Origin of the sequence: Burkholderia sp. LMU1-1-1.1, from assembly GCF_040675865.1 — a bacterium.
GTDB lineage: Bacteria > Pseudomonadota > Gammaproteobacteria > Burkholderiales > Burkholderiaceae_D > Rugamonas.
In genome coordinates this window covers 1-23,164 of sequence record NZ_JBEGHG010000005.1, presented here as the reverse complement: position 1 = coordinate 23,164, position 23,164 = coordinate 1, and the positions used below count along the sequence as shown (strand labels likewise).

Here is a 23,164-nt window from a genome sequence, read left to right as displayed (position 1 = left end):
CGATTTAGTTAATCAAGTAGTTGGCCGAGGCGCACCACGGTGACGCCGGCGCGCAGCTGGCGCAGCGACGGCATGACCAGCACGCAGTTGGGGTAGGGCGTGCGCACCGGCGTATCGCCATCCCAGCCGATGATGGTGCCGGCGTCGGTGAAGGTTTCCAGGCCGGTGTATTCGCCGGCGAAGCGGAAATCCGTTCCACTGGCGACCACCGGTTCGGTCACGCGGATCACCTTTTGCGACGGCGGGTGCGGTTTGAGCCAGCCGGACGGGATGTCGGCGGCGTCCAGGTTGCCGCACAAGAGCAGGAATCGCGCGCAGCAGTTGCGTGCCACCTCGACCCCGGCCGCTTCCCAGTGCTGGCCGCTTTCGACCAGCAGCGCCGTTTGCGGCTTGGCCGGATCGCCGAACTGGCCGTAGTCGCGCATGCGGCGGCCCTCGGGATGGCCTTCGTCGCTGATGATGTGCTCCGGAACGCCGAGCTGCAAGGCCATGTCGATGCCCTTTTGCAGCGGACCGCTCACCGTCAGTGGCGCGCTGCGCTCGTGCATCGAGTGCAGGTCGAGCAGATAATCGACTTTGTCGATCAGCGGCCGCATGGCGCGCGCGCGCCGCAATTCGGACGAGTCGAGCGTCATGTCGTCCAGCGTGGCCGGCATCCATACGCGGTTGAAGTCCTGGTCGACAAAACGCGAGGCGTCCGGCCGTTTGGGATCAAAGCTGAGATAGGCGTCGATGTTGGCGAAGGATAGCGTCAAGCTGCCGCGCCGGGGCCGCACGCCGCCGTCGATCAGCGCCTTGACCGCGATCGCGCCGGATACCTCGTTGCCATGGGTGAGGGCGTTGATCATCGTGTGCGGCCCCGGCGCGCCGCTGTCGTAGGTATAGACATAGGGGATGCCGGTATTGCCCTCCGCGTAGGGTGTGAGGTCGGGGAATTCGATTTCGATCGGGTAGGTTTCCATGGTCATTGCTTCAGTCCTCCAAGACAGAGATATTTGGTGTGCATGTAGTCGTCGAGGCCATAGCGCGAGCCTTCGCGTCCATAGCCGGATTCCTTGACGCCGCCGAATGGCGCCGATTCCGCCGCCAGCGCGCCTTCGTTGATGCCGACGATGCCCGTCTCCAGGCGGTCGGCCACGCGCCAGACGCGCGAGACGTCGCGCGCGTAAAAATAGGCGGCAAGGCCGAACGGCGTGTCGTTGGCGGCGGCGACCACTTCGTCCTCCGTGGCGAAACGAAACAGCGCCACCACGGGGCCGAAGGTCTCTTCGCGCGCCAGCAGCATGTCGTGGCTGGCCCCCGCCAGCACGGTCGGCGCGTAGTAGGTGGACGCCGGGGTGTCGGCGCCGGCGGGCTGGCGGCCGCCGCATAGCAGTTCGGCGCCGCGCTCCACGGCGTCGGCGACGTGGGCGGCGATCTTGTCGAGGGCGCGGCGGTTGATCATCGGGCCGATCTGCGACGCCGGATCGGTGGCGGGACCGACCACCAGCGCCGACACGCGCGCTGTCAGCAGCTCGGCGAAGCGCGCGTAGACGCCGTCCTGCACGTAGACCCGGTTGGGGCTGACGCAGGTCTGGCCGCCGTTGCGGAATTTCGCCGCCATCAGTCCTTCGACGGCGTCTTCGACACTGGCGTCGTCGAAGACGATGAAGGGGGCGTTGCCGCCCAGTTCCAGCGACAGCTTCTTGAGCGTTGCGGCGGAGTCGCGCGCCAGGCTCTTACCGACGGCGGTCGAGCCGGTGAAGGTGATCTTGCGCACGCGCGCATCCTCCAGCCAGGCGCCGACGACGGCCGGGGTGCTCGCCCGCGAGGCGGTGACGATATTCAGCACGCCGGACGGAATGCCCGCTTCGTGCGCCAGCCGCACCAGCGCGAGCGCTGTCAACGGCGTGTCCTCGGCCGGCTTGGCGACCACGGTGCAGCCGGCTGCCAGCGCCGGGGCGATTTTGCGGGCGATCATCGCCAGCGGGAAGTTCCATGGTGTGATGGCGGCGACCACGCCGGCCGGTTCCTTAACCACCATCAGTTTGCGGCCGCGCACCGGCTCGGGGATGATGTCGCCGTAGGTGCGCACCGCTTCCTCGGCAAACCATTCGACATACGAGGCGCCGTACAGCACCTCGCCGCGCGCCTCGGCCAGCGGCTTGCCCTGCTCGCGCGAGATCAGGCGCGCCAGGTCTTCCTTGTTCGCCAGGATCAGCGCGTGCCAGCGCTTGAGCAGGGCCGCGCGCTCGCGCGCGCTGAGTGCGCGCCAGCCTTCGAAGGCGTTGGCCGCGCTGTCGGTGGCGTCGCGGGCGTCGGCCGCATCGCTGTCGGGCACCTCGGCGAAGGCTAGGCCGTCGGCGGGATTGACGACCGCGTAACGCGCACCCGCGCGGCCGGGCCGCCAGGCGCCATTGACGTAGTTGCCGTCGCAAAGCAGCTCTTTCCGCTCCAGCGTCAATGTTAAATTTGGATGGTTCATGGATATGCCCTCGGTGTGGTGGACTGAGGACCATGGTAGCGGCGGAGCGGAGGAGGAGGGGGCCGTAGAGGGCCGGGCGAAGCGGGGGAAATTGCGAATATTCGGCGGCGGCGGCAGAATATGCCGCGCCGCCTTGGGGGGGCGTCAGGAGTGCTGCGTGAACAGTTTGTCGACAGGGTAGTAGCCTTTGGTGAACGGCGACTTGATGACGATGTAGCTGAAGTACTTCTCGATGCCGATATGCTGGTCGAGCAGGCCTTCGATGATGGTCTGGTAGTGCACCACGCCGGTGGTGACGAACTTCAACAGGTAGTCGAAACCGCCGCTGACCAGGTGGCACTCGACCACTTCGTCGATCTTGCGTACGGCCGCCTCGAACTTGGTGAAATCCTCGCGGCGGTGGTCCGACAGCGTGACCTGGGTGAACACCAGCTGCACGTTGCCGATTTTTTCGAGTTCGATGTGGGCGCCGTAGCCGGTGACATAGCCGGCCTTTTCCAGCCGCTTGACGCGGATCAGGCAGGGGCTGGGCGACAGGCCCACGGCATCGGCCAGATCAACGTTGGCAATCCGGCCACTTTGCTGCAGGTGGGACAGGATGCGGATGTCGATGCGATCCAGTTTAAACGCGCCTTCTAACATGATTTCCCTTGTTCGGCTGGCAGCCTTGGGGTGGTTGCCGGCCTGATTGTAGCATGATGGTTTTAGCGGGAAAAGCGGGCGGCGTCAGGCCACCGCCCGGCGCACTTCCGGCTGTTCAAGCACCTGGTCCAGCGTGTTCTTGAGACGCTCGAACATGATCGCGAATTCTTCGGCGGTGTAGCACAGCGCCGGCGCGAAGCCGAGGATGTTGTCGCCGAAGGCGCGGAAGATCAGGCGGTTTTCGTACGCGGCCGCCGTGATCCGTTCGTGCAGGCGCAGCGAAGGGTCGAACTGGCGTTTGCTATCCTTGTCGGCGACCAGTTCCAGCGCGCCTAGCAGCCCCCGGCTTCGGGCATCGCCCACCAGCGGATGGCCGCGCAGCGCGCGCAGGCCGTCCTTGAAGAGCGGGGTTTGCGCCGCGCCGTTGGCCAGCAGGCCGCCCTCGTGGTAGAGGCGCAGCACCTCGAGGCCGATGGCCGCGCTGACCGGGTGGGCGGAGTAGGTTTGGCCATGGCCGACGACGATGTCGGGACCGGCGCCGTCGGCGATGGACTGGTAGATCGCGTCCGACATCATCAGCGCGCCCATCGGCGCATAGCCGGCGGTCAGTCCTTTTGCGAGGGTCATCATGTCGGGCTCCACGTCCTCTGCCGCGCAGGCGAACAGGGGGCCGGTGCGGCCAAAGCCGGTGATCACCTCGTCGACCACGAACAGGATGCCCAGTTCGCGGCAGGCGTCGGCCATCGCCTTGAGCCAGCCCTTGGGCGGCACCACCACGCCGCCCGAGCCCTGTATCGGCTCGCAGAAGAAGGCGGCCACGCGGTCCGCGCCAAGCTCCGCGACCTTAGCGCGCAGGTCGGCGACCGAAGCCGCGATCAGTGCTTGAGGATCGTCGCCGACCGGGCTGCGGTAGGCGTACGGCGACGGCAGGTAATGCTGGTTCGGTTGCGGCAGATTGAAGTGGCGGTGGAACACGGGCAGCGCGGTCAGGCCGGCGCCGACCGAGGACGAGCCGTGGTAGCCGCGCTGCAGCGAGATGAACTGGTCGCGCTGCGGCTGTCCCCTGGAGTTGTTGTAGTAGCTGATGTAGCGCAGCGCGGCATCGACCGCGTCCGATCCACCCATCGTGAAGTACACATGCCGCAGCGATGCCGGCGCCAGTTCGACCAGGCGCGCGGCCAGTTCGATGGCCGGTTCCGACGAGAAGCTGAAGTAGCCGGTGGCGTAGGGCAGGCGGCGCATCTGTTCCGTCGCCGCCGCGACGATGCTTTCCTGGCCGTAGCCGGTATTGACGCACCACAGTCCGGAGAAGGCATCCAGCAGCTCGCGTCCCTGGTCGTCCCGCAGCCATGCGCCGCGGCCGGAGGCCAGGATGGTCGGGCCGCGCTTTTCATGCGCGCGGAAGTTTGAGACGGGGTGTATCAGGTGTTGGCGGTCCAGGTCCGCCAGGGAGGTGTCGGTCATGATGAAATCCATGTGGTGGTATGACTCCATGTTAGGACCGTTGTGCCAGCGGGTGCTTGCGGAACGGGCCCCGCCGGGCACGCGTTCATTGCGTATTTTTTGACGGCGCAGCATTTTCTGCCGCGCCGTCGCCAAGCCGTTCAGGCGAGCGCCTGGCTGATGACGGCGAACTGCCGCACGCCGGCGTCGGACAGCGGCGCCTCGCCGCGCACCATTGCCACCACGCTGTCGACCTGCACCAGGCCGAGTTCGTTCAGCCAAGGACTCAGGCCGCTCCAGCCGGTGACGTCGATGCGCAGGAAGGCGCCGCCGTAGGTGCCGGTCCAATGACTGATCAGGGCCTTGGCGCGGTCGATATCGGGCGCGATCACCGGCCCGATGGCGTAGCCATGGCCGAAGCGGCGCAGCATGGCGCAGCCGATCACCTCGTCGTAGCGGTCGATGACGACGGTTTCGGCGACGTCCTGCATCGCCGCCAGCACGGTGTTGCGCGGCATGCCGGCGGCGCGCGCGCCCAGCGCGGCCAGCCGGGCGCCGTCGCGCGAACCCAGAGGGCGTATGCGTTCGCCCGGCTGCAACGGCATCAGCGGCGATTTGAACACCGTGCCCTGATGCTGGTGGATCTCGCCGGTCTGCTTGAATCCCATTTTCTCGTACAGGGGCTTGCCCGCTTCGGTCGCGTGCAGCAGCACGTTACGGTTGCCCAGTTCATTCATCACCATCGACATCAGCTTGCGGCCTATGCCCTGGCCCTGGCGCGCGGCGTCGACGATGACCATGCCGAGCGACGCGAACTCGGTGCCGTGGCTCCAGCACATGGCGGTGCCGACGATGCCGTCGTCGTCCTCGGCGACGAAGCCGGCGCCAAGGCGCAGCATGAAGCGCCAGTCGTCCAGCCGGTGCGGCCAGCGCACCGACAGCGACAGGCGATGCGCCGCCTCGGCGTCGTTGTCGGTGATGCGGCGGTAGCTGACCGCCGTCGCGGATAGTTGGTCTGTCACGGTAACTCCTTTTCACATGCCGCCGATCGGGGCGGCGAGCAGCCATGCTAACCCAGGCCGCGCGGGCCGCGCCAGCGCCGCGAGAAGAACGCTAGGATGTCGCGGGACGGGGCTGTGTTTCGGCACAAACTACCGAATGCGACAGCGTTTTTTCGCATTCCTGTCGAGTGTGATTTTGGAACCAGAAAAGTCTTGACCTTCCTATGGGGGAAGCTTGTAAAGTGAACGTCATGTCAGTCCCGTTTTCATTGAAAAGGAATCATCATGCAACGATTACAATCCCTGGTTTTGAGTGTCGTCCTTGGCGCCGCAACGCTGGCAAGTCCGCTGGCCATGGCCCACGCCACGATCCAGCTGTCGGAACCGGCCGCGAACGCGCAGCTGGACAAGGCGCCCGCCGCGATCGCGCTGACCTTCAATGAAGACGTGGAGCCGGCGTTCAGCTCCATCGTTCTGCAGGATTCGACCGGCAAGGCGGTTCCGGATATCGGCAAGGCGGCTGTCGACGCTACCAACAAGCGGCTGTTGAAACTCGAACTGCCGGCGCTCAAATCCGGCGGCTACATCGTGCGCTGGGTGGCGGTCGGCCCGGACGGCCATCGCCGCAACGGCCAGTACAATTTTTCGGTGAAGTGAGTTGACTGCCACGGCGACGCTGCAGGCGGCCGGCGGGCTGCTGCTGAATCTCTCCCTGGCATGGATGCTGGCGGCGGTATTGGCGTGCCGCTGGCTGGGCGTTGACGGTCAGGCCGGCGAGCAGCCATGGTCGCTGAAGGCCCGCGCGGCGTTGAATAAATCAATGCCCGTGGCGGCATTGGCGGGACTGCTGGCAAGTTGCGCCGCCTTGTGGGCCGCCGCCGCCGCGATGGCCGATGTGCCGCTGGGCGAGGCTGGCGAGGCGTTCTCGATGCTGCTCTCGCGCAGCACCTATGGCCGTATCGGCGCGGTGGGCGGCATCTGCCTGTTGCTGGTCGCCGCGCTCCATTGGTTCGGCCGGCGGCTGGCGGGGCGCGATTGGATCACGTTGGTGCTGTTGGGTGGCTTCGCATTCAGCCGCGCGGCCAACAGCCATGCGGCGGAACACGGCTTGTTCAGCACCGGTGTGCTGGTCGAGTGGCTGCACCTGCTGCTGATCTGCGTGTGGGTGGGGGCGGTGGCGGTGGCGGGCTGGCTGGTATTGCCGCTGGCATCCGGTAAGTCGTGCGCTCCGGCGCGTTACCTCGAATTGCTGTCCGATGCGGCCACGTTCGCGCTGGCGGGCATCGCGGCCAGTGGCGTCTACAACGCGTGGCGGGTGTTCGGCACGTGGGCGCAGGTGGGAACGGGCTCCTATGAGACGACGCTTGCGGTCAAGCTGCTGCTGGTGGCGTTGGCGGTCGCGGTGGGCGGCTACAATAAATTCATCGGTTTCCCCGGCGCCGCCGTTGGCCGGACAGGCGCGTTGACGCGGATTACAACGCTGCTGCAACTGGAGTCTGTGGCGCTGGCCGGCGCCATGCTGGCCGCCGTGGTGCTCGCGGCGATGCCTCCGCCGGCCAGCATCTAAAACCGCTTATTTGCCCGGGTCCTTCTGGTTGGCGAACTGGTCGAACTCCACGTTGTAGACCTCATTGCCGATCTTCTCCACCTTGCGCACATAGACCGTCTGCACGATATCGCGGGTTTGCGGGTCGATCGCGATCGGGCCGCGCGGGCTGTTGAGTTTGATGGTCTTGAGGACTTCCATCGCCTTGTCGCCGTCGATCTTGCCATTCAGCTTGCGGGCCACTTCGTAGATCGCGGCCATGCCGTCATACGCGGCCACGGCCATGAAGTTCGGACGGCCGCCGTTCGGGTTGGTGGCCGCAAAACTCTTCAGGAATGCCGCATTCTCCGGTGACTTGTGCGCGGCCGAATAGTGGAAGGTGGTGATCACGCCCGAGGTGGCGTCGCCCATCGCCGGCAGCACGTGGTCGTCGGTCAGGTCGCCGGTGGCGATGACCTTGATGCCAGCTTCGGCCAGGCCGCGCTCGCGATAGCCTTTCATGAAGGCGATGCTTTGCTCGCCGGCCGGCACGAAGATGAACACCGCATCCGGCTTGGCGTCCTTGATGCGCTGGATGTAGGGCGCGAACTCCGGATTGCGCAGCGGGACGCGGATCGATTCGGTCACCGTGCCGCCGCCCTTGACCAGTTCACTCTTGAACGCGGCTTCGGCATCGATGCCGGGACCGTAGTCCGCCACCAGCGTGACGACCTTCTTGATATTGTTCTTCACCGCCCATGTCGCCATCGGCGCCGAGATCTGCGGCAGCGTCATGGAGAAGCGCGCGATGTAGTTGGACTTGGTGGTGATGATGGAAGTGGCCGCGTTCATGATGATCATCGGCTTTTTGGCTTGCTCGGCGATCGGCGCCACCGCCAGCGCCTCTGGCGTCAGGCCGAAGCCGGCGAGGAAATCGACCTTGTCCCGCACCACCAGCTCCTGGGCCAGGCGCTTGGCGATCTCCGGCGACGGTCCGGTGGTGTCCTTGACGATGATCTCGATCTTCTTGCCGGCCACCGTCGCGCCGTTCTGCGCCATGTAAGCCTTGATGCCGCCTTCCATTTGCTTTCCGTAGTCGGCGAAGGGGCCGGAGAACGCCGCGATCACGCCGACCTTGATGGTGTCCTGCGCCCGCGCCAGCGGCATGGCGGCCAGGGTGATGGCCGCTAGTGTCGCAATATTTACAAATTTTTTCATCGTCATGCCGGTCTCCTGTCTGGTTCTGTTTTTGTCTATGTGGGGCGATGCGAAGCGCCGCGTCGCGACCATTCTAGTGTCGTTTTGTGGACTCATCGCTTCCGTTCTGTTTCTTGACAACGTCCCGCGACAATCATAGTATCCAATTTATGTGCGATTAACAACCTATTGTTCGATAATCGCACATCCAATAAAATAACAGGAGACAGTAATGAAAAACAGTATCCGTTGCGCCGTGGCGCTTCTGGCAGGCATGGGCGCATCCGCAGCGATGGCGCAAAGTAACGTGACCGTGTACGGGCTGCTCGACACCGGCCTGGTTCACGTCACCAACGTCAATGCCGCCGGCGATTCCGTGACCAAGATGCCTTCGCTGACGGGTTCCTTCCCATCGCGCATCGGCTTCCGCGGCGTCGAGGATCTGGGCGGCGGGTTGCAGGCGGTTTTCACGCTGGAAGCTGGTCTGGCGCTCGATACCGGCACCAGCCAGCAGGGCAACCGCCTGTTCGGCCGCCAGGCATCGGTGGGCTTGAAGGGCGCCTTCGGTACCGTGACGCTGGGACGCCAGATCAACATGACCTACATCGCCGGCCAGAAGGCGGACGTGATGGGCCCGAACCTCTTCGCGATCGGCAGTATCGATCCGTATCTGCCGAACGCGCGCAGCGACAACGCCATCGGCTATATGGGTAACTTCAATAACTTCGTGGTGGGTGCCACTTACAGCACCGGGCGCGATTCGTCGGCGGCGGGCGGACCCGCCGCCACCGGTTGTCCCGGAGAGGTGGCTGGTAATTCCAAGGCCTGCCGCCAGGTTACCGCGTTGTTCGGCTACGAGATCCCGGCGTACGGCCTGAATGCCTCCTACGACATCATGTACGGGAACACCGGCGCGGCCGCCGGCTTGACGAGCAGCGACAACAGCGACAAGCGCATCACCGTCAACGGTTACTTCAAGGTCGGCGAGGGCAAGATCGGCGCCGGCGTGGTCGATCGCACTACGCGCGCGGTGACGGGTTTGACGGAATCGGATCTGTACTTCCTGGGTGTGAGTTATCCGGTCACGCCATTGACCACGCTTGATGCGCAGGTGGCCAAGCGTGATGTGAAGAACAGCAGCGCGGATGCGACCTTGCTGACGGCGCGCTTGACATACTACTTCTCGAAGCGGACCGCCGTCTATGGCGGGATTGGGCGCATGAAGAACAGTGGCCTGTCGGCGGTGGCGCTTGATGCCGGCGGTACCGTTGGCGTGGGCAAGACGCAGAATGGTGTGATGGGCGGTTTGCGTCACAGCTTCTAAGGCAGCATTGGCGGCTCATGGCGGATTACGGCGTTACGCCTAATCCGCCCTACGTGGAACCGTGGTGTGCGTTGGCCGACATTCAATCGCGGAGGCGCGCCGGATGCGTTGGACATCGATCGATCGTGGTGTTGGCGGTCGATCAATCGCGGAGACACGTAGGGCGGATTAGCGTAGCGTAATCCGCCATGCCGGCGTTACCACCGGCGCGTGACGAATTACGGCAGCAGAATCGCCAGCTCCTGGGCCCCGCGCAGCAGCACCGGCAGGAACTCCTTCTCCAGTTGCTTGACGCTGACCCGCGCCGCTTGCGCACCCACGTTCAGCGCCGCCAGCACCTGGCCGGAGGCGCCGCGCACGGGCACCGCGATCGAGCGCAAACCCAGCTCCAGCTCCTCGTCGTTGATGGCATAGCCGTCCCTCCGCACGTCGGCCAGGATCTCGCGCAGGCGCTTCTGGTTGACGACCGTGTTCTCGGTCATCGCGCGCAGCTTGGTTTTGGCGAGGTACTGCTCCAGTTCAGCGGGCGGTAGATGCGCCAGCATCACGCGGCCAAGCGAAGTGCAATAGGCCGGCAAGCGACTGCCCGTGTTGAGCGCCACCGACATCACGCGCGAGGTGGACGCACGCGCCACATACAGCACCTCGCCGTCCTCCAGCACCGCCATCGAACTCGATTCATTCAGGGTGCGGCTGATGTCGTTCAGGTAAGGCTGGGCCGACACCGTCAACGGCGTCGACGACAGGTAGGAGTAGCCGAGCGTGAGCACCTTCGGGCGCAGCGAAAAATTATTCAACTCGGCGTCCACATAACCCAGTTCGCGCAGCGTATGCAGGCAGCGGCGCACCGCCGCGCGCGGAATGCCGGTTTTCTGGCTGATATTAGCGATGGTCTGGGGCTTGCGCGAATCGCTGAAGGCCTGCACCACGGCCAAGCCGCGGGCCAGGGAAGTCATGAAACTGGGATCGGTCATCGCGTCGATCTGCTCGGCGATCGTCGGTTCGCGTTCGTCGTCCGCCTCGGCGGGGCTGATTTCGGTGGTGGTGGCTTTTGACATGGCGTGATTTTAATGCAGACGGTGGATTTAATTGGCGTTTTTTCTTGACCAAGGCATTCGCAAGTTCTACACTGGCTGTGCGGTAATCAATCATTAGTTCGATTATCGCACATAACGGCAGGTAAAAGAACAAGCGGAGCGACGAATCATCAAGGCATATATATGATCGATAAAACTTTTGAATCACTGGAGAGCGCGGTCGCCGACATTCACGACGGCGCGACCGTCATGATCGGCGGCTTTGGCAACGCGGGCATGCCATCTGCGCTGATCGACGCGCTGATCGCGCAGGGCGCGCGCGAGCTCACCATCGTCAACAATAATGCCGGCAACGGCGAAACCGGACTGGCCGCGCTGCTCAAGGCCAAACGGGTACGCAAGATCATCTGTTCCTTCCCGCGCCAGTCCGACTCCCAGCATTTCGACGCGCTGTACCGCGCCGGCGAGATCGAACTCGAACTGACTCCGCAGGGCAATCTGGCGGAGCGTATCCGCGCCGCCGGCGCCGGCATCGGCGGCTTCTTCACGCCGACCGGCTACGGTACGCTGCTGGCGGAGGGCAAGGAGACGCGCCTGATCGACGGCCGCCATTACGTGCTGGAGTCGCCGATCCACGCCGACTTCGCGCTGATCAAGGCGCTGCAGGGCGATCGCTGGGGCAATCTGGTCTACCGCAAAACCGCGCGCAATTTCGGCCCGATCATGGCGATGGCGGCCAAGGTGGCGATCGCGCAGGTGCGCAAGGTGGTGCCGCTGGGCGAACTCGATCCGGAAGTGATCGTCACGCCGGGTATCTTTGTTCAACGCGTGGTGCAGGAGGCTTCATGACCAACCGATATACCCGCGACCAGATCGCGGCCCGCGTGGCGCAGGACATTCCAGAAGGCGCCTACGTCAACCTGGGCATCGGCTTGCCGACCAAGGTCGCCAATTACTTGCCTTCCGAGCGCGAGGTGTTCCTGCACAGCGAGAACGGCCTTCTGGGCATGGGGCCCGCACCCGCGCCGGGCGAGGAGGATGAAGACCTGATCAACGCCGGCAAGCAGCCGGTGACCCTGCTGACCGGGGGAGCGTACTTCCACCATGGAGATTCGTTCGCGATGATGCGCGGCGGCCATCTGGATGTCTGTGTGCTGGGTGCCTTCCAGGTGTCGGAGCATGGCGACCTGGCCAATTGGCATACCGGCGCGCCGGACGCGATACCGGCCGTCGGCGGCGCGATGGATCTGGCGATCGGCGCCAAGCAGGTGTTCGTAATGATGGATCACCTGACCAAGACCGGCGAGAGCAAAATCGTGGACAAGTGCACCTATCCGCTGACCGGCGTCGCCTGCGTCAACCGCATCTATACTGACATGGCCGTGCTGGATGTGACGCCGGACGGTTTGGCGGTGCGCGAAATGGCGCCCGGATTGACCTTCGAAGAGCTGCAGGCGGCCACCGGCACCAAGCTGCTGCCGCCGGCCACCGCAAACAACCGAATTTAACACGAGGATCGAAACATGAACGAAGCTTATATCTGCGATGCGATCCGCACCCCGATCGGCCGTTATGGCGGTGCGCTGAAGGACGTACGTGCCGACGACCTGGGCGCGGTGCCGCTGCGCGAACTGATGAAGCGCAATCCGGGCGTGCAGTGGGACCAGGTGGACGATGTGATCTATGGTTGCGCCAACCAGGCGGGCGAGGATAACCGCAACGTGGCGCGCATGTCGGCGCTGCTGGCCGGGCTGCCGGAGCAGGTGCCAGGCACCACGTTGAACCGTCTTTGCGGCTCCGGCATGGATGCCGTCGGCACGGCTGCGCGCGCGATCCAGGCCGGCGACGCTTGCCTGATGATCGCCGGCGGCGTGGAATCGATGACACGCGCGCCTTTCGTGATGGGCAAGGCCGATTCTGCCTTCTCGCGCAGCGCCTCGCTGCAGGACACGACGATGGGCTGGCGCTTCGTCAACAAGAAGATGAAGGAAGCCTACGGCACCGACACGATGCCGGAAACGGCGGAAAACGTCGCCCAGGATTTCGGTGTCAGCCGCGTCGACCAGGATGCGTTCGCGCTGGCTAGCCAGGAACGAGCCGCGACCGCGATCGCCGAAGGCGTTTTCGAGCGCGAGATCGTGCCGGTTTCGATCCCGCAGAAGAAGGGCGACCCCGTCGTCTTCGCGCAGGACGAGCATCCACGCGCGACGACCATGGAGGCGCTGGCCAAGCTCAAAGGCGTGGTGCGCCCGGACGGCACGGTCACCGCCGGCAATGCGTCCGGAATCAACGACGGCGCCTGCGCGTTGTTGATCGCCAGCGGCGACGCCATGCAAAAGCACGGCCTGAAGCCGCTGACGCGCATCGTCGGCATGGCCACCGCCGGCGTGGCACCACGCGTGATGGGCATCGGTCCGGTGCCGGCGGTGCAAAAGCTGCTCCGCCAGACCGGGCTGACGCTCGAACAGATGGACCTGATCGAATTGAACGAGGCGTTTGCCGCGCAGGGTCTGGCGGTGCTGCGAGAACTCGGTTTGAGCGCCGACGATCCGCGCGTGAACCCCAACGGCGGCGCGATCGCGTTGGGGCATCCGCTGGGCATGAGCGGTGCGCGCCTGGTCACCACCGCCACCTACCAGCTGCACCGCACCGGCGGCCGCTATGCACTGTGCACCATGTGCATCGGCGTGGGGCAGGGCATCGCGATGATCATCGAGAGGGTGTAAAGCGGCTTTGAATTAATGTAGTTAAAAGTGCAGGAGACAAAATGAACAAGCAAAAAAACGGCGCCAATGAGCGCCTTGCGTATCGACGGAGGCAGCCATGCTAGCGAATCTGGCGGGCGTGCTGTTTGACGGCATCGCCTATGGCAGCCTCCTTTTCCTCATCAGCGTCGGCCTCTCGGTCACGATGGGGATGATGAACTTTATTAACCTCGCCCACGGCGCCTTCGCGATGCTGGGCGGGTACGTCAGCGTGATGCTGCTGTCCCGCCTGGGCGTGCCATTCCTGGCGTCGTTGCCGCTGGCGTTCATTGCTTCCGCCTTGGTGGGACTGGTGCTGGAGCGGCTGCTGTATCGCCGCCTGTACAAGGCCAGCCACCTCGATCAGGTGCTGTTCTCCATCGGCCTGACCTTCATGTCCGTGGCCGCCGCCACTTACTTCTTCGGACCAACGCAGCAGCCGGTCACGCTGCCGGCTTGGCTGCACGGGCAGGTATCGCTGTTTGGCCTCGACGTCGGCGCCTACCGGCTGTTCTTGATCGCGATCGTGGTGCTGATCACCATCGCGCTTGGATTGCTGATCGAACGTACCCGCTTCGGCGCGCAGATCCGCGCGTCGGTCGACAATCAAACCGCGTCGGCGGGCCTCGGCATCAACGTCAGCCTGGTATTCAGCCTGACCTTCGCGCTGGGTTCCGGCCTGGCCGGCTTGGGCGGCGGCCTTGGCATCGACGTGCTGGGCCTCGACCCGACCTTCCCGATCAAATACATGGTCTACTTCCTGCTCGTCGTGGCGGTGGGCGGCGCCGGCACCATCAAGGGGCCGCTGCTGGCTGCGGTGATACTGGGCGTGTTCGACGTCGCCGGCAAATACTACGTGCCTGAAATCGGCGCCTTTGTCATTTACGCGCTGATGGTGGTGCTGCTGATCGTCTTCCCGGCTGGCCTGGTGCGGAGGAAAGCATGAACGCCTTCACCGAAACCGCAGTTAAACCTGTTCCTGTCGCAAAGACCGTCATGACGCCACTACAGAAACGCCAACTGAAACTGCCGAACGACCGTTGGAAGCCGCTGGAAATCGTCTTCTGGCTGCTGCCGGTGATCGCGTATTTCGCATTTCCCGGCTATCTGGTGCTGATCAGCCAGATCATGATCATCGGCCTGTTCGCGCTGTCGCTGGATCTGATCCTCGGCTACGCCGGCATCGTCTCGCTGGGACATGCCGCCTTCTTCGGCCTGGGCGCCTACACCGCCGGCCTGCTGGCGGTGCATGGCTGGGGCGAGCCGCTCAGCGGCCTGCTGGCCGGCGCGGTGGTGGCGGGCGTATTCGGCTTCGTCACATCGTTCCTCGTGGTGCGCGGCCAGGATTTGACGCGCTTGATGGTCACCATGGGCATTTGCCTGATGCTGCACGAAGCGGCCAACAAGGCCTCCTTCATCACCGGTGGCGTCGATGGCCTGTCCGGCATGATGGTCGGTAAGCTGTTCGGCGTGTTCGAATTCGACTTGAACGGAACGGTGGCCTTCTGGTACAGCTTCGCCGTGCTGTTCATCCTGTTCGTGGTGCTGCGCCGCGTGGTCAAGTCGCCGTTCGGTTTGAGCCTGATCGGCATCCGCGAAGGCGTGCGCCGCATGCCTTCGCTGGGTGTCAACGTCAATCGCCGCCTGATCGCCATCTTCACGGCCGCCGCGGCAATCGCCGGCGTGGCTGGCGCGCTGCTGGCGCAGACGACGCAGTTCGTCGGACTCGACGCGCTCGGCTTCCCGCGATCCGCCGAGCTATTGATCATGCTGGTGCTGGGCGGGACGGGGCGCCTTTACGGTGCGCTGATCGGCGCCGCCGTGTTCATGATCGCGCAGGATTACATTTCCGGCCTCAATCCGGCCTACTGGCAGTTCTATATCGGCTTGCTGCTGGTGCTGATCGTGTTGTTCGCTCGCGGCGGCATCCTGGGCGGACTGGAGAAGATCGCCCAGCGTTTCAAACCATCCCGTAAGGAGCAGGCATGAGCCAGGACATCACACTGCGCACCGAAGGACTAAGCAAGCGCTGGGGCGGATTCGTCGCAAACAGCGACGTGACCTTGACCTTCGAACCCGGCGCGCGCCACGCGCTGATCGGCCCTAACGGCGCCGGCAAGACCACTTTCATCAATCTGCTGACCGGCGGCTTCATGCCCAGCAGCGGCAAGGTCTATCTGGGCGGCGAGGACATCACCAATCTGCCGCAGCACGAGCGGGTACATCGCGGCATGACGCGTACCTTCCAGCTCAACACCCTGTTCGCGGGGATGACGGTGCTGGAATCGCTGGCGCTGGCGATCAGCGAGCGTCGCGGCTTGCAGTCGGTCTGGTACAAGACGGTGGAAAACCATCCCGAGGTCATCGACGAGGCGATGGAGCTGCTGGCCACCCTGAAATTGACCGACCAGGCCAACAGCATCACCCGCAGCATGGCGTACGGTAAGCAGCGGCTGGTGGAGATCGCGCTGGCGCTGGCGACCAAGCCGCGCATCCTGCTGCTGGACGAACCGGCGGCCGGCATCCCTTCGGCCGAGAGCAAAGAGCTGTTCGAAGTGCTGTCGCAATTGCCGCGCGATGTGACGGTGGTCTTCATCGAACACGATATGGGGCTGGTGTTCCGCTTCGCCGACCGCATCACCGTGATGGTGGGCGGGAAGGTGCTGACCGAGGGCACGCCGGAGGAAATCGCGGCGGATCCGCGAGTGAAGGAAGTGTATCTGGGGGAGGCCGAACATGCGTGAGTTACTGGCGCTCGATAAAGTCACCGCCGGCTATGGCGAGTCTATCGTGCTGGAAGATGTGTCGTTTACGATGAATGAAGGCGACAGCCTGGCGCTGTTGGGCCGCAATGGTGTCGGCAAAACCAGCCTGCTGGTCACGCTGATGGGATTGACGCGCCTGCACGGCGGCGGCATTCGCTGGGATGGCAACGACATCGCCCGCATGCCGACGCACAAACGTTCGCGCTCGGGTCTGGGCTGGGTGCCGCAGGAACGTCATATGTTCCCATCGCTGACGGTGGAGGAGCATTTGACCGTGGTTGCACGTCCGGGTCCGTGGAATCTGCAGAAGGTGTATCAGATATTCCCGCGTCTGTTCGAGCGCCGCGCCAACATGGGCAACCAGTTGTCCGGTGGCGAGCAGCAGATGGTGGCGATCGCGCGCGCGCTGATGACCAATCCGCGCATCCTGCTGCTCGACGAGCCGATGGAGGGTCTGGCGCCCATCATCGTGCAGGAACTGGTGCGGGTGATCCGCAAGCTGGTGGAGGAGGAGGGCATGTCGGTGATCGTGGTGGAGCAGCATGCGCGCCTGGCGCTGTCGCTGACCAAGCGAGCGATCGTTCTCGATCGCGGCCGCATCGTGCACGACTCGGACAGCGCCAGCCTCCTGGCCGACGGCGACAAGCTCGATAAGCTGGTGTCGGTGGCCTGAACTTCGTTTTGCAGGCGCGCCATCGCGGCGCGCCTTTTTTATTCTTTATTTTTTGTAGATGCCGACGCCGACGGTGTATTTGCCTGCCGCCAGGCGGATGTAGGATGTCTTCGGTTCCAGCGCCTTGGTCACCGGATTGACCCAGGTGTAATCAACCCAGCCTGGTTTGTTCGACATGGCGACATCGAGCATCTCCTTGGTGAAGCGCTTGCCGTTGGCGTCCTTCAGTTCCGACATGTCCTTGCCGTTCATTTTCGGATTGGCGGAGTGGCAGGTCATCTTCATTTTCTCGTCCTGGACGAAAACGTATAGTTCGCCCTGGATGTATCCTCCCTTGGGATCGGCGAAGTCCTTGCAGGCCTCTTCTGCGCCTTTTTTCTCGATGTTTGCGACGGCCTTGTCGACCAGTGCGATCACATCCGCCTTGGATGCGTTCTGCGCGAACGCCGGCAACGCGGCGGCCAGTATGATGGCCGCCAGCGAAGGGACGAGGGGTGATGATTTCATGTTATCTCCTGTATTTTTATGGATTGTTTTCCGGTGTCCCCGGTACAAACCATGTTAGCGCAACAGGTGTTTGCTTGACAGGAGGAAATGCGATTAGAGATCGAGATACAACACTGGCGTGCGTGATCGCGAAACGCACGGCATGAAGCAGGCATTGGCCTGCTTCTCCGCATCGCTCAAAACCGAGTCGAGATGTTCGGGCCTGCCGTCCAGCACAACGGTGCGACAGGTGCCGCATACGCCCACTTCGCACGAACAGTCAATCGTGATGCCGGCTTGGTGCAGACATGCGAGCGCGCTGCTGCCGGCGGGGACGTCGATGTCGCGGCCCGAGCGCACCAGCCGCATGGTAAATGGCGTCTCTCCACGTTCCGATGACGGCGCGCCGAATGATTCCTTGTGCACCGAGTTGACGCCGAAGCGTGCCGCGCCCAGGGCGATGACTGCGTCCATGAACGGCGCCGGGCCGCAGGTGTAGACCGTGGTTTCCGTTGCGGGCGCGGCGTGCATCATGGCTTCGATCCGCGCCGCGTTGTCATGCGGCGTCAGGCCCGCGACCACGACGACGTGGCCGGCCAGTGGCCCGTTTTCCAATTCATGCATGAAGGCGTTGTCGCCCGGGCTGCGAACGAAGTACGCCAGCTGGAAAGGCTGGCCGGCGCGCTGCAAGGCGTAAGCCATCGAGAGCAGCGGCGTGACGCCGATGCCACCGGCGAACAGCAGATGCATGCCTGTCGGCGGCCGCAGCGAGAAGGCGTTGCGCGGCTGGCCTATTGTCATGATGCGACCCTCGGCGGCCTCCTTGTGCAGCCACTCGGAACCGCCGCGCGAGTTCGGATCGCGCTTGACGGCGATGCGGTAGCTGTCGCCGGAGGGCCGGCGGCAGCATAGCGAGTATTGCCGTGTCAGGCCGTTGCCAAGGGTGACGTCGATATGTGCTCCCGCTTCGTACGGCGGCAGCGCGGAACCGTCGGTGGCGCGCAGTTCGAAGATGCGCACGTCGCCGCAATCCTCGATCGAAGTGATGATCGCTTCCATCCCTGTCATGCCTGTTCAGCGATGTGCAGTGCGATGATGCGGCGGGCCCGATTGGCGCCGGCGTCGACATGGATGTCCACCATCGGCGCGTCGGAAAACTGCTGCATGTTGCGGTACTGCGCTTCGATGATGACGCGGTCCTCCTCGAAGGTTTGCTCGGTCTGGCGGTAAACCAGTTCCGCGTTGTCCGGCTGGTCCGGATGCGCGGAACTGGCCATGGTCCAGAAGTAGTGCGATGTGGTCTCTGTCTCCGGCGTGATGCCGTGGAATCCGCGCATATGGAAACCTCCGCGCAGTGGATCGTCTAGCGGCTCGGCGCCGGCATCGACCGCGCCGGTAAAGATCTGCAAATGACTGCCTTTAAAGTCGATTTCCTGCCAGCGGTCGATTTCGCCCTTGAACGGCCAGGCGGCGCAGTAGGTGGCCGGAGGTTGCGAGGATTTCATCCATCGCACCACGCGCACATGGTCTCCCTCGGAGGTGACCGTGGTCGGCGCCTCCATGTGCGTGCGGGCGTTGCCGCCGATGGTTTTGCCGTGCACGTAGCCGACGTGGCTGAGGTCCAGCAGATTATCGTGGATCAGCTGATACGGCGCGCGGTAGTGGAAGGCGCCGCCCTTGTAGCGGTAGCGCGGATCGTCGTGGGCCGGTACCTCCGGTGGAGGACCGGATGGCTGACTGTCCGCGTCGGCGCCGAACCATATCCAGATCACCTGGTTGCGCACAGCCGATGTGTAGGCTTTCACCTTGGCCTTGCCTGGGATTTTCAGCTGGCCCGGAATCTCGATGCATACGCCGCTCGGCGCATACAGCAGGCCATGATAGCCGCAGCGGATTCCGCCGCCATCGATGGAACCGCACGACAGCGGCACGCTGCGGTGGCAGCAGCGGTCCTCCAGCGCGGCGATTTCGCCGGCGGCTGTGCGGAACATGACGATGGGCTGGTTGAGCAGCGTGCGCGCCAGCGGCTTGTCCTGCAACTCCCAGGCGAAGCCCGCGACATACCATTGATTCAGAGGGAACATGACATTACTCCTGTTGATTGATTTAGTTAGGCTTGGCGGGATCGCGCACGCCGTCGTAGCGGTCTATCTCGGTGGCGCCGTAACGGCCATCGGCCAGCTTGTCGATGCGGCGGATGTAGATGGTCTGGACGATGTCGTTGGTTTTGTCGTCGATGACGACGGTGCCGCGTGGGCTGGCGGCTTTGTAGCCCTTGAGCGCGGCCATGAAGGCGGCGCCGTCGGCGTTGCCCCTGGTTCGGGTCAAGGTGGCGGCGATCAAGGCCATGCCGTCGTAGGCGGATGCGGCCTGGAAGTTGGGCTTGAAGCGGCCGTTGACGGTTTTTGCGAATGCCGCCGTGAAGGCGGCGTTGTCGGCGCCGGGACGGAAGGAGGAATAGAAGCCGGCGGTGTAGATGCCGCTCATTGCCTCGCCGGCGGCGTTCAATACATCTTCGTCGGCCCAGCCTTCGCCGCCAAGGAAGCGGATGCCGGCTTTATCCAGCCCCTTTTCCTTGTAAGCCTTCATGAAGGACACCATGGGCTGGCCGTTGGGCAGGAAGACGTGGATGGCGTCTGGCTTGGCGTCCTTGATGCGCTGCAGGTAGGCACTGAAGTCGATGGTGGTCAGAGGCACCTTGACGCTATCGATAACGGTGCCGCCCAGCGCCGTGAAGCTGCTGGTGAACCAGGTATGCGCGTCATGTCCCGGCGCGTAGTCGGCGACGATGGAGAACACGCGGCGCGAGCCGGTCTTATATGCCCATTCGGCCAGCGGCTTGACCGACTGCGCGATGGTGTAGGAGGTGCGCGTGATGTACGGCGAACGGGTGGTGATGGTGGAGGCCGCGGCATTCATGACAACCATTGGCTTCCTGGCGCGGTCCGCCACGGCGGCGGCCGACATGGCGTTGGGCGTGAAGACGAAACCGGCGAGGATGTCGACGTTGTCCCGGCTGATCAGTTCCGTCGCCAGGCGCTTCGCGACATCGGCCTGCGCGCCTGTGTCGTCCTTGTAGATGACTTCCAGCTTCCTGCCGGCCACGGTGTCGCCGTTCATGCGCAGCCAGGTGTCGATACCGGCCTTCATTTGTTCGCCGCTTGGCGCCGCAACGCCGCTCAGCGAGGTGATAACGCCGATGCGCACCGGCTGCGCTTCCGCCGCATGGATGTGGAAAGACAGGGATAGCAGGGCGCCCGCCAGCGCAAATGGAATGCGATACATGGTTGTCTCCGTTGTGGTTGTTTTGCGGCTTTGTTGTGTGGCTATGATCACGCAAGCCGTTGTATTTGAAAATAGAATTTACTGCATAATGTTTATGCGATTTTCTAATTGAGGTAGGGGTAAAAACATGACGGCATTCGACCTGAATCTGTTGCCGGTGGCGCTGGCCATCCATGAGGAACGCAGCGTCAGCGGCGCGGCGCGTAAGCTGGGTATGAGCCAGCCGGCGGTCAGCGTGGCCCTGAATAAGCTGCGCAAGGCGCTGGGCGATCCGCTGTTCATCCGGACAGCGCATGGGATGGAGCCGACGCCGCGTGCGCTGGCCTTGGTCAGTCCCACCCGGGATATCTTGCAGCGGTTAGAGACCGGAGTATTGGCCAGCGTGCAGTTCGATCCCGCCACCACCGAGCGCAAATTCACGGTGGCGCTGTCGGATATCGGCGAGATGACTTTTTTACCAAGGCTGCTCGACCGTTTAAGGCGGGATGCCCCGGGCGCCAGCATCTGTTCCGTGACGATGCCGCCGCGCGAGCTGACACTGGCACTGGAACAGGGCGATGTCGATCTGGCGGTCGGCTATTTTCCGGATCTGAAGAACCGCAATTTTTTCCAGCAGCGCCTGTTCTCGCACTCCTTTGTCTGCCTGCTCAGCGCAGTGCATCATCAGCGCCGCCGTACACTGAGCATGAAGCAGTTCCTGGAGATGGGGCACGCGGTGATACGCGCCGAAGGCCGCAGTCAGGAACTGTTTGAGCAGTTCCTGATACGCAGGCGGATACGCCGCCGCGTGGTGCTGGAGACGCCGCACTTCATGTCGATTCCGTTTTTGATCTCGGCCGGCGACTTGGTGGCGACCGTGCCGCGCGCGGTGGGGGAGAGTTTCGCTCAGTTCGCGGCGATCAAGCTGATGGAGCCGCCGATGGAGATACCGCGATTCGATCTGAAGCAGTATTGGCACCGCAAGTTCGCCAAGGACGGCGCCAACGCATGGCTGCGTTCACTGATCGTGGAGCTGTTCGCGGACTAACTGCGGGGTTCACGTTCCAAATCAGGTTGGCGAGTTGGAGCGATGGCGCCGTTGCGGTAATCTCATTTTGACCGGCCGGATTCCCCAACAGAGTTTATACTTATAAAAAAAGTAATTTGGCAAAACAGGATGCAAGACGGAATCCAAGCTGCCAAGAGCCGCCACCCACCAAGAATAGAAAATTAAGATTCGCATATGAGCTATGATCCCCTGTCCGAAGTTAGTGACGCGCCCCTCGAGATTGATGAGTCGATGGTGACAAAGTTACACATCTTGAAAGTGGTAGAAAAATTTGGTTCTCTTCCCGGAGAAAACACAGCGGAAGAGAAGGAACGCCTTTCAACTGTTCTCAACGACTTGCTTGGTCGATTGATAAATGGGATTCAGTCCAATCCAACAAAGCTCTGGGTTCTCACCGAATTCCAACGTTCGCTAAGGTTGGTTGAGAACGAGGACACTGAAGGGCGCGACCATTTCGGCACTGAACTCGAATCTATAATGGACGTTTTAGGTATTGAGAGTTCCGATGGCCTACTTAGTGCCTACCTAGGTGGAATTTGATCGCGTTCGGCCAAAATCAGACGTTGAACACCATTTGACATTTAAGGATGTACTTCTCATGAATCACGCCCTTACGATTTCCATACCTCGCCTTCACACAGATCGGCTTACGCTTCGGGAATATCGTGTTGACGACTTCGCGTTATTTGCAGACCATTTGTCGAATGCTGAAAGCTCAGCTTACTTAGGCTCGGCAGACCGCGAGACCGCTTGGCGCATCTTCAGTTCACATGCTGGATTATGGTCTGCTAAGCGGGGCTGGTTGGTGGTCGATAGAGGATCGGCAGACGGGGCAGGTGGTTGGCAGCGTGGGAGCTTTCTTCCGCTCCGAATCAACTGTGATGGAGATGGGATGGAATACCTATCGAGCATTCTGGGGAAAAGGAATTGCGAACGAAGCGGCGGCGGTAGTCTTGAATTATGCGTTCGAGGTGCGACGTGAGCCAAAGGTTCGGGCGCTGATCGCTCCCGGCAATGAATCATCGCGTCGTGTTGCCGAGCGCCTGGGAACGGCGTACGAAATGGAAACTGAGTTGTATGGCAAGGGAATCAATAGTTACATGCGTGAGCGCACTTGAAGCTGGCGCGATCAGCGACATGCCGATTTCCGCTTTCGGCCAGAAGGAGACCTAGACGGACATGAAAAGTATTGACCTCTGCGGAGCAGAAATGCCTTCACCAAAAATCAATGAAAGCACACAGCGCGAATGGCGTGAACTCGGTTTCTTTTACGAACGAAACGATGAGGCTAAAGAATAGCGGCTCCAAGGTTCCAAGATAGGTCTGAGACGATTTTCTGCCGCCATGCGGGCGTATGCAGGAAAGCCTGAAAATGAATTAGTGTCTGAGCATGAACACTTCGGGGGTAATCCCCCCTGCAAATGATCGCCATCAGAAGTAGAATTTTCTCAATTAGCTTTTTGAAAGTTCTGCAATGAAGACTTCCCGATTCACCGACAGCCAAATCATCGCCATCCTGAAGCAGGCAGA

The 23,164-nt window shown here is 62.9% G+C and carries 25 protein-coding genes; 13 read left to right on the top strand and 12 right to left on the bottom strand.

Translation table 11 applies throughout. From position 1 onward, the window contains the following. Positions 1 to 8 precede the first annotated feature (8 nt). The 5 genes from MRBLMU1_RS05990 to MRBLMU1_RS05970 all read right to left on the bottom strand — a co-directional run bounded on the left by MRBLMU1_RS05990 (position 9) and on the right by MRBLMU1_RS05970 (position 5,571). Entirely contained in the window at positions 9 to 968 is a 960-nt protein-coding gene (locus tag MRBLMU1_RS05990; RefSeq protein WP_363498476.1) for a M14 family metallopeptidase, read from the bottom strand. Then, the gene (locus MRBLMU1_RS05985; RefSeq protein ID WP_363498474.1) at positions 965 to 2,464 is read right to left on the bottom strand and encodes an NAD-dependent succinate-semialdehyde dehydrogenase; all 1,500 of its coding nucleotides are present in this window, start codon (positions 2,462 to 2,464) and stop codon (positions 965 to 967) included. Before MRBLMU1_RS05985 ends, MRBLMU1_RS05990 begins: the two co-directional genes overlap by 4 nt. 144 nt (positions 2,465 to 2,608) lie before the next feature. Continuing rightward, positions 2,609 to 3,106 (bottom strand): Lrp/AsnC family transcriptional regulator, encoded by a 498-nt coding sequence (locus MRBLMU1_RS05980; RefSeq protein WP_363498471.1) that lies wholly within the window; start codon positions 3,104 to 3,106, stop codon positions 2,609 to 2,611. A gap of 84 nt (positions 3,107 to 3,190) precedes the next feature. Next, entirely contained in the window at positions 3,191 to 4,570 is a 1,380-nt protein-coding gene (locus tag MRBLMU1_RS05975) for an aspartate aminotransferase family protein (RefSeq protein ID WP_363498468.1), read from the bottom strand. A 140-nt stretch (positions 4,571 to 4,710) separates the two neighbouring features. Further along, positions 4,711 to 5,571, bottom strand: coding sequence for a GNAT family N-acetyltransferase (locus tag MRBLMU1_RS05970; protein ID WP_363498466.1), 861 nt, complete (start codon positions 5,569 to 5,571; stop codon positions 4,711 to 4,713). Positions 5,572 to 5,835: 264 nt separating this feature from the next. On the opposite strand from MRBLMU1_RS05970, the gene MRBLMU1_RS05965 reads away from it, so the two are divergent. Both MRBLMU1_RS05965 and MRBLMU1_RS05960 read left to right on the top strand, forming a co-directional pair. After that, the gene (locus MRBLMU1_RS05965) at positions 5,836 to 6,207 is read left to right on the top strand and encodes a copper resistance CopC family protein (protein WP_363498463.1); all 372 of its coding nucleotides are present in this window, start codon (positions 5,836 to 5,838) and stop codon (positions 6,205 to 6,207) included. Between the two features lies 1 nt (position 6,208). Next, a complete protein-coding gene (locus MRBLMU1_RS05960) occupies positions 6,209 to 7,117 on the top strand; it encodes a CopD family protein (protein ID WP_363498460.1) in 909 nt (302 codons plus the stop codon). A gap of 6 nt (positions 7,118 to 7,123) precedes the next feature. Here the strand turns inward: MRBLMU1_RS05960 and MRBLMU1_RS05955 are convergent, their stop codons facing one another. Next, positions 7,124 to 8,299: an ABC transporter substrate-binding protein gene (locus tag MRBLMU1_RS05955; RefSeq protein ID WP_414646030.1), complete on the bottom strand. Its 1,176-nt coding sequence runs from the start codon at positions 8,297 to 8,299 to the stop codon at positions 7,124 to 7,126. A 205-nt stretch (positions 8,300 to 8,504) separates the two neighbouring features. Here MRBLMU1_RS05955 and MRBLMU1_RS05950 point away from each other — a divergent pair, with 205 nt between their 5' ends. After that, positions 8,505 to 9,596, top strand: coding sequence for a porin (locus tag MRBLMU1_RS05950; RefSeq protein ID WP_363498457.1), 1,092 nt, complete (start codon positions 8,505 to 8,507; stop codon positions 9,594 to 9,596). A gap of 218 nt (positions 9,597 to 9,814) precedes the next feature. Here the strand turns inward: MRBLMU1_RS05950 and MRBLMU1_RS05945 are convergent, their stop codons facing one another. Then, the gene (locus tag MRBLMU1_RS05945; protein WP_363498454.1) at positions 9,815 to 10,654 is read right to left on the bottom strand and encodes an IclR family transcriptional regulator domain-containing protein; all 840 of its coding nucleotides are present in this window, start codon (positions 10,652 to 10,654) and stop codon (positions 9,815 to 9,817) included. A 162-nt stretch (positions 10,655 to 10,816) separates the two neighbouring features. Between MRBLMU1_RS05945 and MRBLMU1_RS05940 the strand changes: the two genes are divergently transcribed. The 7 genes from MRBLMU1_RS05940 to MRBLMU1_RS05910 all read left to right on the top strand — a co-directional run bounded on the left by MRBLMU1_RS05940 (position 10,817) and on the right by MRBLMU1_RS05910 (position 16,815). Continuing rightward, positions 10,817 to 11,482, top strand: a complete 666-nt coding sequence (locus tag MRBLMU1_RS05940) for a 3-oxoacid CoA-transferase subunit A (protein ID WP_363498451.1) — start codon at positions 10,817 to 10,819, stop codon at positions 11,480 to 11,482. After that, complete coding sequence (locus MRBLMU1_RS05935; protein WP_363498448.1) at positions 11,479 to 12,141, top strand: CoA transferase subunit B; 663 nt, start codon at positions 11,479 to 11,481, stop codon at positions 12,139 to 12,141. Before MRBLMU1_RS05940 ends, MRBLMU1_RS05935 begins: the two co-directional genes overlap by 4 nt. A gap of 15 nt (positions 12,142 to 12,156) precedes the next feature. Continuing rightward, positions 12,157 to 13,359 (top strand): 3-oxoadipyl-CoA thiolase, encoded by a 1,203-nt coding sequence (gene pcaF / locus MRBLMU1_RS05930; protein ID WP_363498445.1) that lies wholly within the window; start codon positions 12,157 to 12,159, stop codon positions 13,357 to 13,359. A 97-nt stretch (positions 13,360 to 13,456) separates the two neighbouring features. Then, entirely contained in the window at positions 13,457 to 14,323 is an 867-nt protein-coding gene (locus MRBLMU1_RS05925) for a branched-chain amino acid ABC transporter permease (RefSeq protein WP_363498442.1), read from the top strand. A 50-nt stretch (positions 14,324 to 14,373) separates the two neighbouring features. Beyond that, entirely contained in the window at positions 14,374 to 15,366 is a 993-nt protein-coding gene (locus MRBLMU1_RS05920) for a branched-chain amino acid ABC transporter permease (protein ID WP_363498440.1), read from the top strand. Next, positions 15,363 to 16,121 (top strand): ABC transporter ATP-binding protein, encoded by a 759-nt coding sequence (locus MRBLMU1_RS05915; protein ID WP_363498438.1) that lies wholly within the window; start codon positions 15,363 to 15,365, stop codon positions 16,119 to 16,121. Before MRBLMU1_RS05920 ends, MRBLMU1_RS05915 begins: the two co-directional genes overlap by 4 nt. Then, on the top strand, positions 16,114 to 16,815 hold the full coding sequence (locus MRBLMU1_RS05910; RefSeq protein WP_363498434.1) for an ABC transporter ATP-binding protein: 702 nt from the start codon (positions 16,114 to 16,116) through the stop codon (positions 16,813 to 16,815). The genes MRBLMU1_RS05915 and MRBLMU1_RS05910 overlap by 8 nt, the downstream gene beginning before the upstream one ends. A 45-nt stretch (positions 16,816 to 16,860) precedes the next feature. Here MRBLMU1_RS05910 and MRBLMU1_RS05905 read toward each other — a convergent pair whose 3' ends face one another. The 4 genes from MRBLMU1_RS05905 to MRBLMU1_RS05890 form a co-directional block, all read right to left on the bottom strand. Continuing rightward, the gene (locus MRBLMU1_RS05905; protein ID WP_363498431.1) at positions 16,861 to 17,322 is read right to left on the bottom strand and encodes a cache domain-containing protein; all 462 of its coding nucleotides are present in this window, start codon (positions 17,320 to 17,322) and stop codon (positions 16,861 to 16,863) included. Between the two features lie 93 nt (positions 17,323 to 17,415). Further along, positions 17,416 to 18,360: a PDR/VanB family oxidoreductase gene (locus MRBLMU1_RS05900; RefSeq protein WP_363498428.1), complete on the bottom strand. Its 945-nt coding sequence runs from the start codon at positions 18,358 to 18,360 to the stop codon at positions 17,416 to 17,418. 5 nt (positions 18,361 to 18,365) lie between these two features. Next, positions 18,366 to 19,385, bottom strand: a complete 1,020-nt coding sequence (locus tag MRBLMU1_RS05895) for an aromatic ring-hydroxylating dioxygenase subunit alpha (RefSeq protein ID WP_363498426.1) — start codon at positions 19,383 to 19,385, stop codon at positions 18,366 to 18,368. A gap of 22 nt (positions 19,386 to 19,407) precedes the next feature. Then, positions 19,408 to 20,586: an ABC transporter substrate-binding protein gene (locus MRBLMU1_RS05890; RefSeq protein WP_363498423.1), complete on the bottom strand. Its 1,179-nt coding sequence runs from the start codon at positions 20,584 to 20,586 to the stop codon at positions 19,408 to 19,410. Positions 20,587 to 20,713: 127 nt separating this feature from the next. Between MRBLMU1_RS05890 and MRBLMU1_RS05885 the strand changes: the two genes are divergently transcribed. The 3 genes from MRBLMU1_RS05885 to MRBLMU1_RS05875 all read left to right on the top strand — a co-directional run bounded on the left by MRBLMU1_RS05885 (position 20,714) and on the right by MRBLMU1_RS05875 (position 22,752). Next, positions 20,714 to 21,613 carry a LysR family transcriptional regulator gene (locus MRBLMU1_RS05885; protein ID WP_363498420.1) on the top strand — a complete coding sequence of 300 codons (900 nt, stop codon included), beginning with the start codon at positions 20,714 to 20,716 and terminating at the stop codon, positions 21,611 to 21,613. A gap of 195 nt (positions 21,614 to 21,808) precedes the next feature. Further along, positions 21,809 to 22,174, top strand: coding sequence for a DUF4844 domain-containing protein (locus tag MRBLMU1_RS05880; RefSeq protein WP_363498418.1), 366 nt, complete (start codon positions 21,809 to 21,811; stop codon positions 22,172 to 22,174). 230 nt (positions 22,175 to 22,404) lie between these two features. After that, positions 22,405 to 22,752: a GNAT family N-acetyltransferase gene (locus MRBLMU1_RS05875; RefSeq protein ID WP_363498415.1), complete on the top strand. Its 348-nt coding sequence runs from the start codon at positions 22,405 to 22,407 to the stop codon at positions 22,750 to 22,752. Between the two features lie 170 nt (positions 22,753 to 22,922). Here the strand turns inward: MRBLMU1_RS05875 and MRBLMU1_RS05870 are convergent. After that, the coding region (locus tag MRBLMU1_RS05870; protein ID WP_363498412.1) for a hypothetical protein at positions 22,923 to 23,164 on the bottom strand (242 nt) is incomplete at its 5' end.

Excerpts from the sequence above, each read along its gene's own strand:
- MRBLMU1_RS05990 (WP_363498476.1), bottom strand. The coding sequence starts at position 968 with ATGACCATGGAAACCTACCCGATCGAAATCGAATTCCCCGACCTCACA.
- MRBLMU1_RS05985 (WP_363498474.1), bottom strand. The coding sequence starts at position 2,464 with ATGAACCATCCAAATTTAACATTGACGCTGGAGCGGAAAGAGCTGCTT.
- MRBLMU1_RS05980 (WP_363498471.1), bottom strand. The coding sequence starts at position 3,106 with ATGTTAGAAGGCGCGTTTAAACTGGATCGCATCGACATCCGCATCCTG.
- MRBLMU1_RS05975 (WP_363498468.1), bottom strand. The coding sequence starts at position 4,570 with ATGACCGACACCTCCCTGGCGGACCTGGACCGCCAACACCTGATACAC.
- MRBLMU1_RS05965 (WP_363498463.1), top strand. The coding sequence starts at position 5,836 with ATGCAACGATTACAATCCCTGGTTTTGAGTGTCGTCCTTGGCGCCGCA.
- MRBLMU1_RS05955 (WP_414646030.1), bottom strand. The coding sequence starts at position 8,299 with ATGACGATGAAAAAATTTGTAAATATTGCGACACTAGCGGCCATCACC.
- MRBLMU1_RS05950 (WP_363498457.1), top strand. The coding sequence starts at position 8,505 with ATGAAAAACAGTATCCGTTGCGCCGTGGCGCTTCTGGCAGGCATGGGC.
- MRBLMU1_RS05945 (WP_363498454.1), bottom strand. The coding sequence starts at position 10,654 with ATGTCAAAAGCCACCACCACCGAAATCAGCCCCGCCGAGGCGGACGAC.
- MRBLMU1_RS05940 (WP_363498451.1), top strand. The coding sequence starts at position 10,817 with ATGATCGATAAAACTTTTGAATCACTGGAGAGCGCGGTCGCCGACATT.
- MRBLMU1_RS05935 (WP_363498448.1), top strand. The coding sequence starts at position 11,479 with ATGACCAACCGATATACCCGCGACCAGATCGCGGCCCGCGTGGCGCAG.
- pcaF (WP_363498445.1), top strand. The coding sequence starts at position 12,157 with ATGAACGAAGCTTATATCTGCGATGCGATCCGCACCCCGATCGGCCGT.
- MRBLMU1_RS05925 (WP_363498442.1), top strand. The coding sequence starts at position 13,457 with ATGCTAGCGAATCTGGCGGGCGTGCTGTTTGACGGCATCGCCTATGGC.
- MRBLMU1_RS05920 (WP_363498440.1), top strand. The coding sequence starts at position 14,374 with ATGACGCCACTACAGAAACGCCAACTGAAACTGCCGAACGACCGTTGG.
- MRBLMU1_RS05915 (WP_363498438.1), top strand. The coding sequence starts at position 15,363 with ATGAGCCAGGACATCACACTGCGCACCGAAGGACTAAGCAAGCGCTGG.
- MRBLMU1_RS05910 (WP_363498434.1), top strand. The coding sequence starts at position 16,114 with ATGCGTGAGTTACTGGCGCTCGATAAAGTCACCGCCGGCTATGGCGAG.
- MRBLMU1_RS05905 (WP_363498431.1), bottom strand. The coding sequence starts at position 17,322 with ATGAAATCATCACCCCTCGTCCCTTCGCTGGCGGCCATCATACTGGCC.
- MRBLMU1_RS05900 (WP_363498428.1), bottom strand. The coding sequence starts at position 18,360 with ATGGAAGCGATCATCACTTCGATCGAGGATTGCGGCGACGTGCGCATC.
- MRBLMU1_RS05895 (WP_363498426.1), bottom strand. The coding sequence starts at position 19,385 with ATGTTCCCTCTGAATCAATGGTATGTCGCGGGCTTCGCCTGGGAGTTG.
- MRBLMU1_RS05890 (WP_363498423.1), bottom strand. The coding sequence starts at position 20,586 with ATGTATCGCATTCCATTTGCGCTGGCGGGCGCCCTGCTATCCCTGTCT.
- MRBLMU1_RS05885 (WP_363498420.1), top strand. The coding sequence starts at position 20,714 with ATGACGGCATTCGACCTGAATCTGTTGCCGGTGGCGCTGGCCATCCAT.
- MRBLMU1_RS05880 (WP_363498418.1), top strand. The coding sequence starts at position 21,809 with ATGAGCTATGATCCCCTGTCCGAAGTTAGTGACGCGCCCCTCGAGATT.
- MRBLMU1_RS05875 (WP_363498415.1), top strand. The coding sequence starts at position 22,405 with ATGCTGGATTATGGTCTGCTAAGCGGGGCTGGTTGGTGGTCGATAGAG.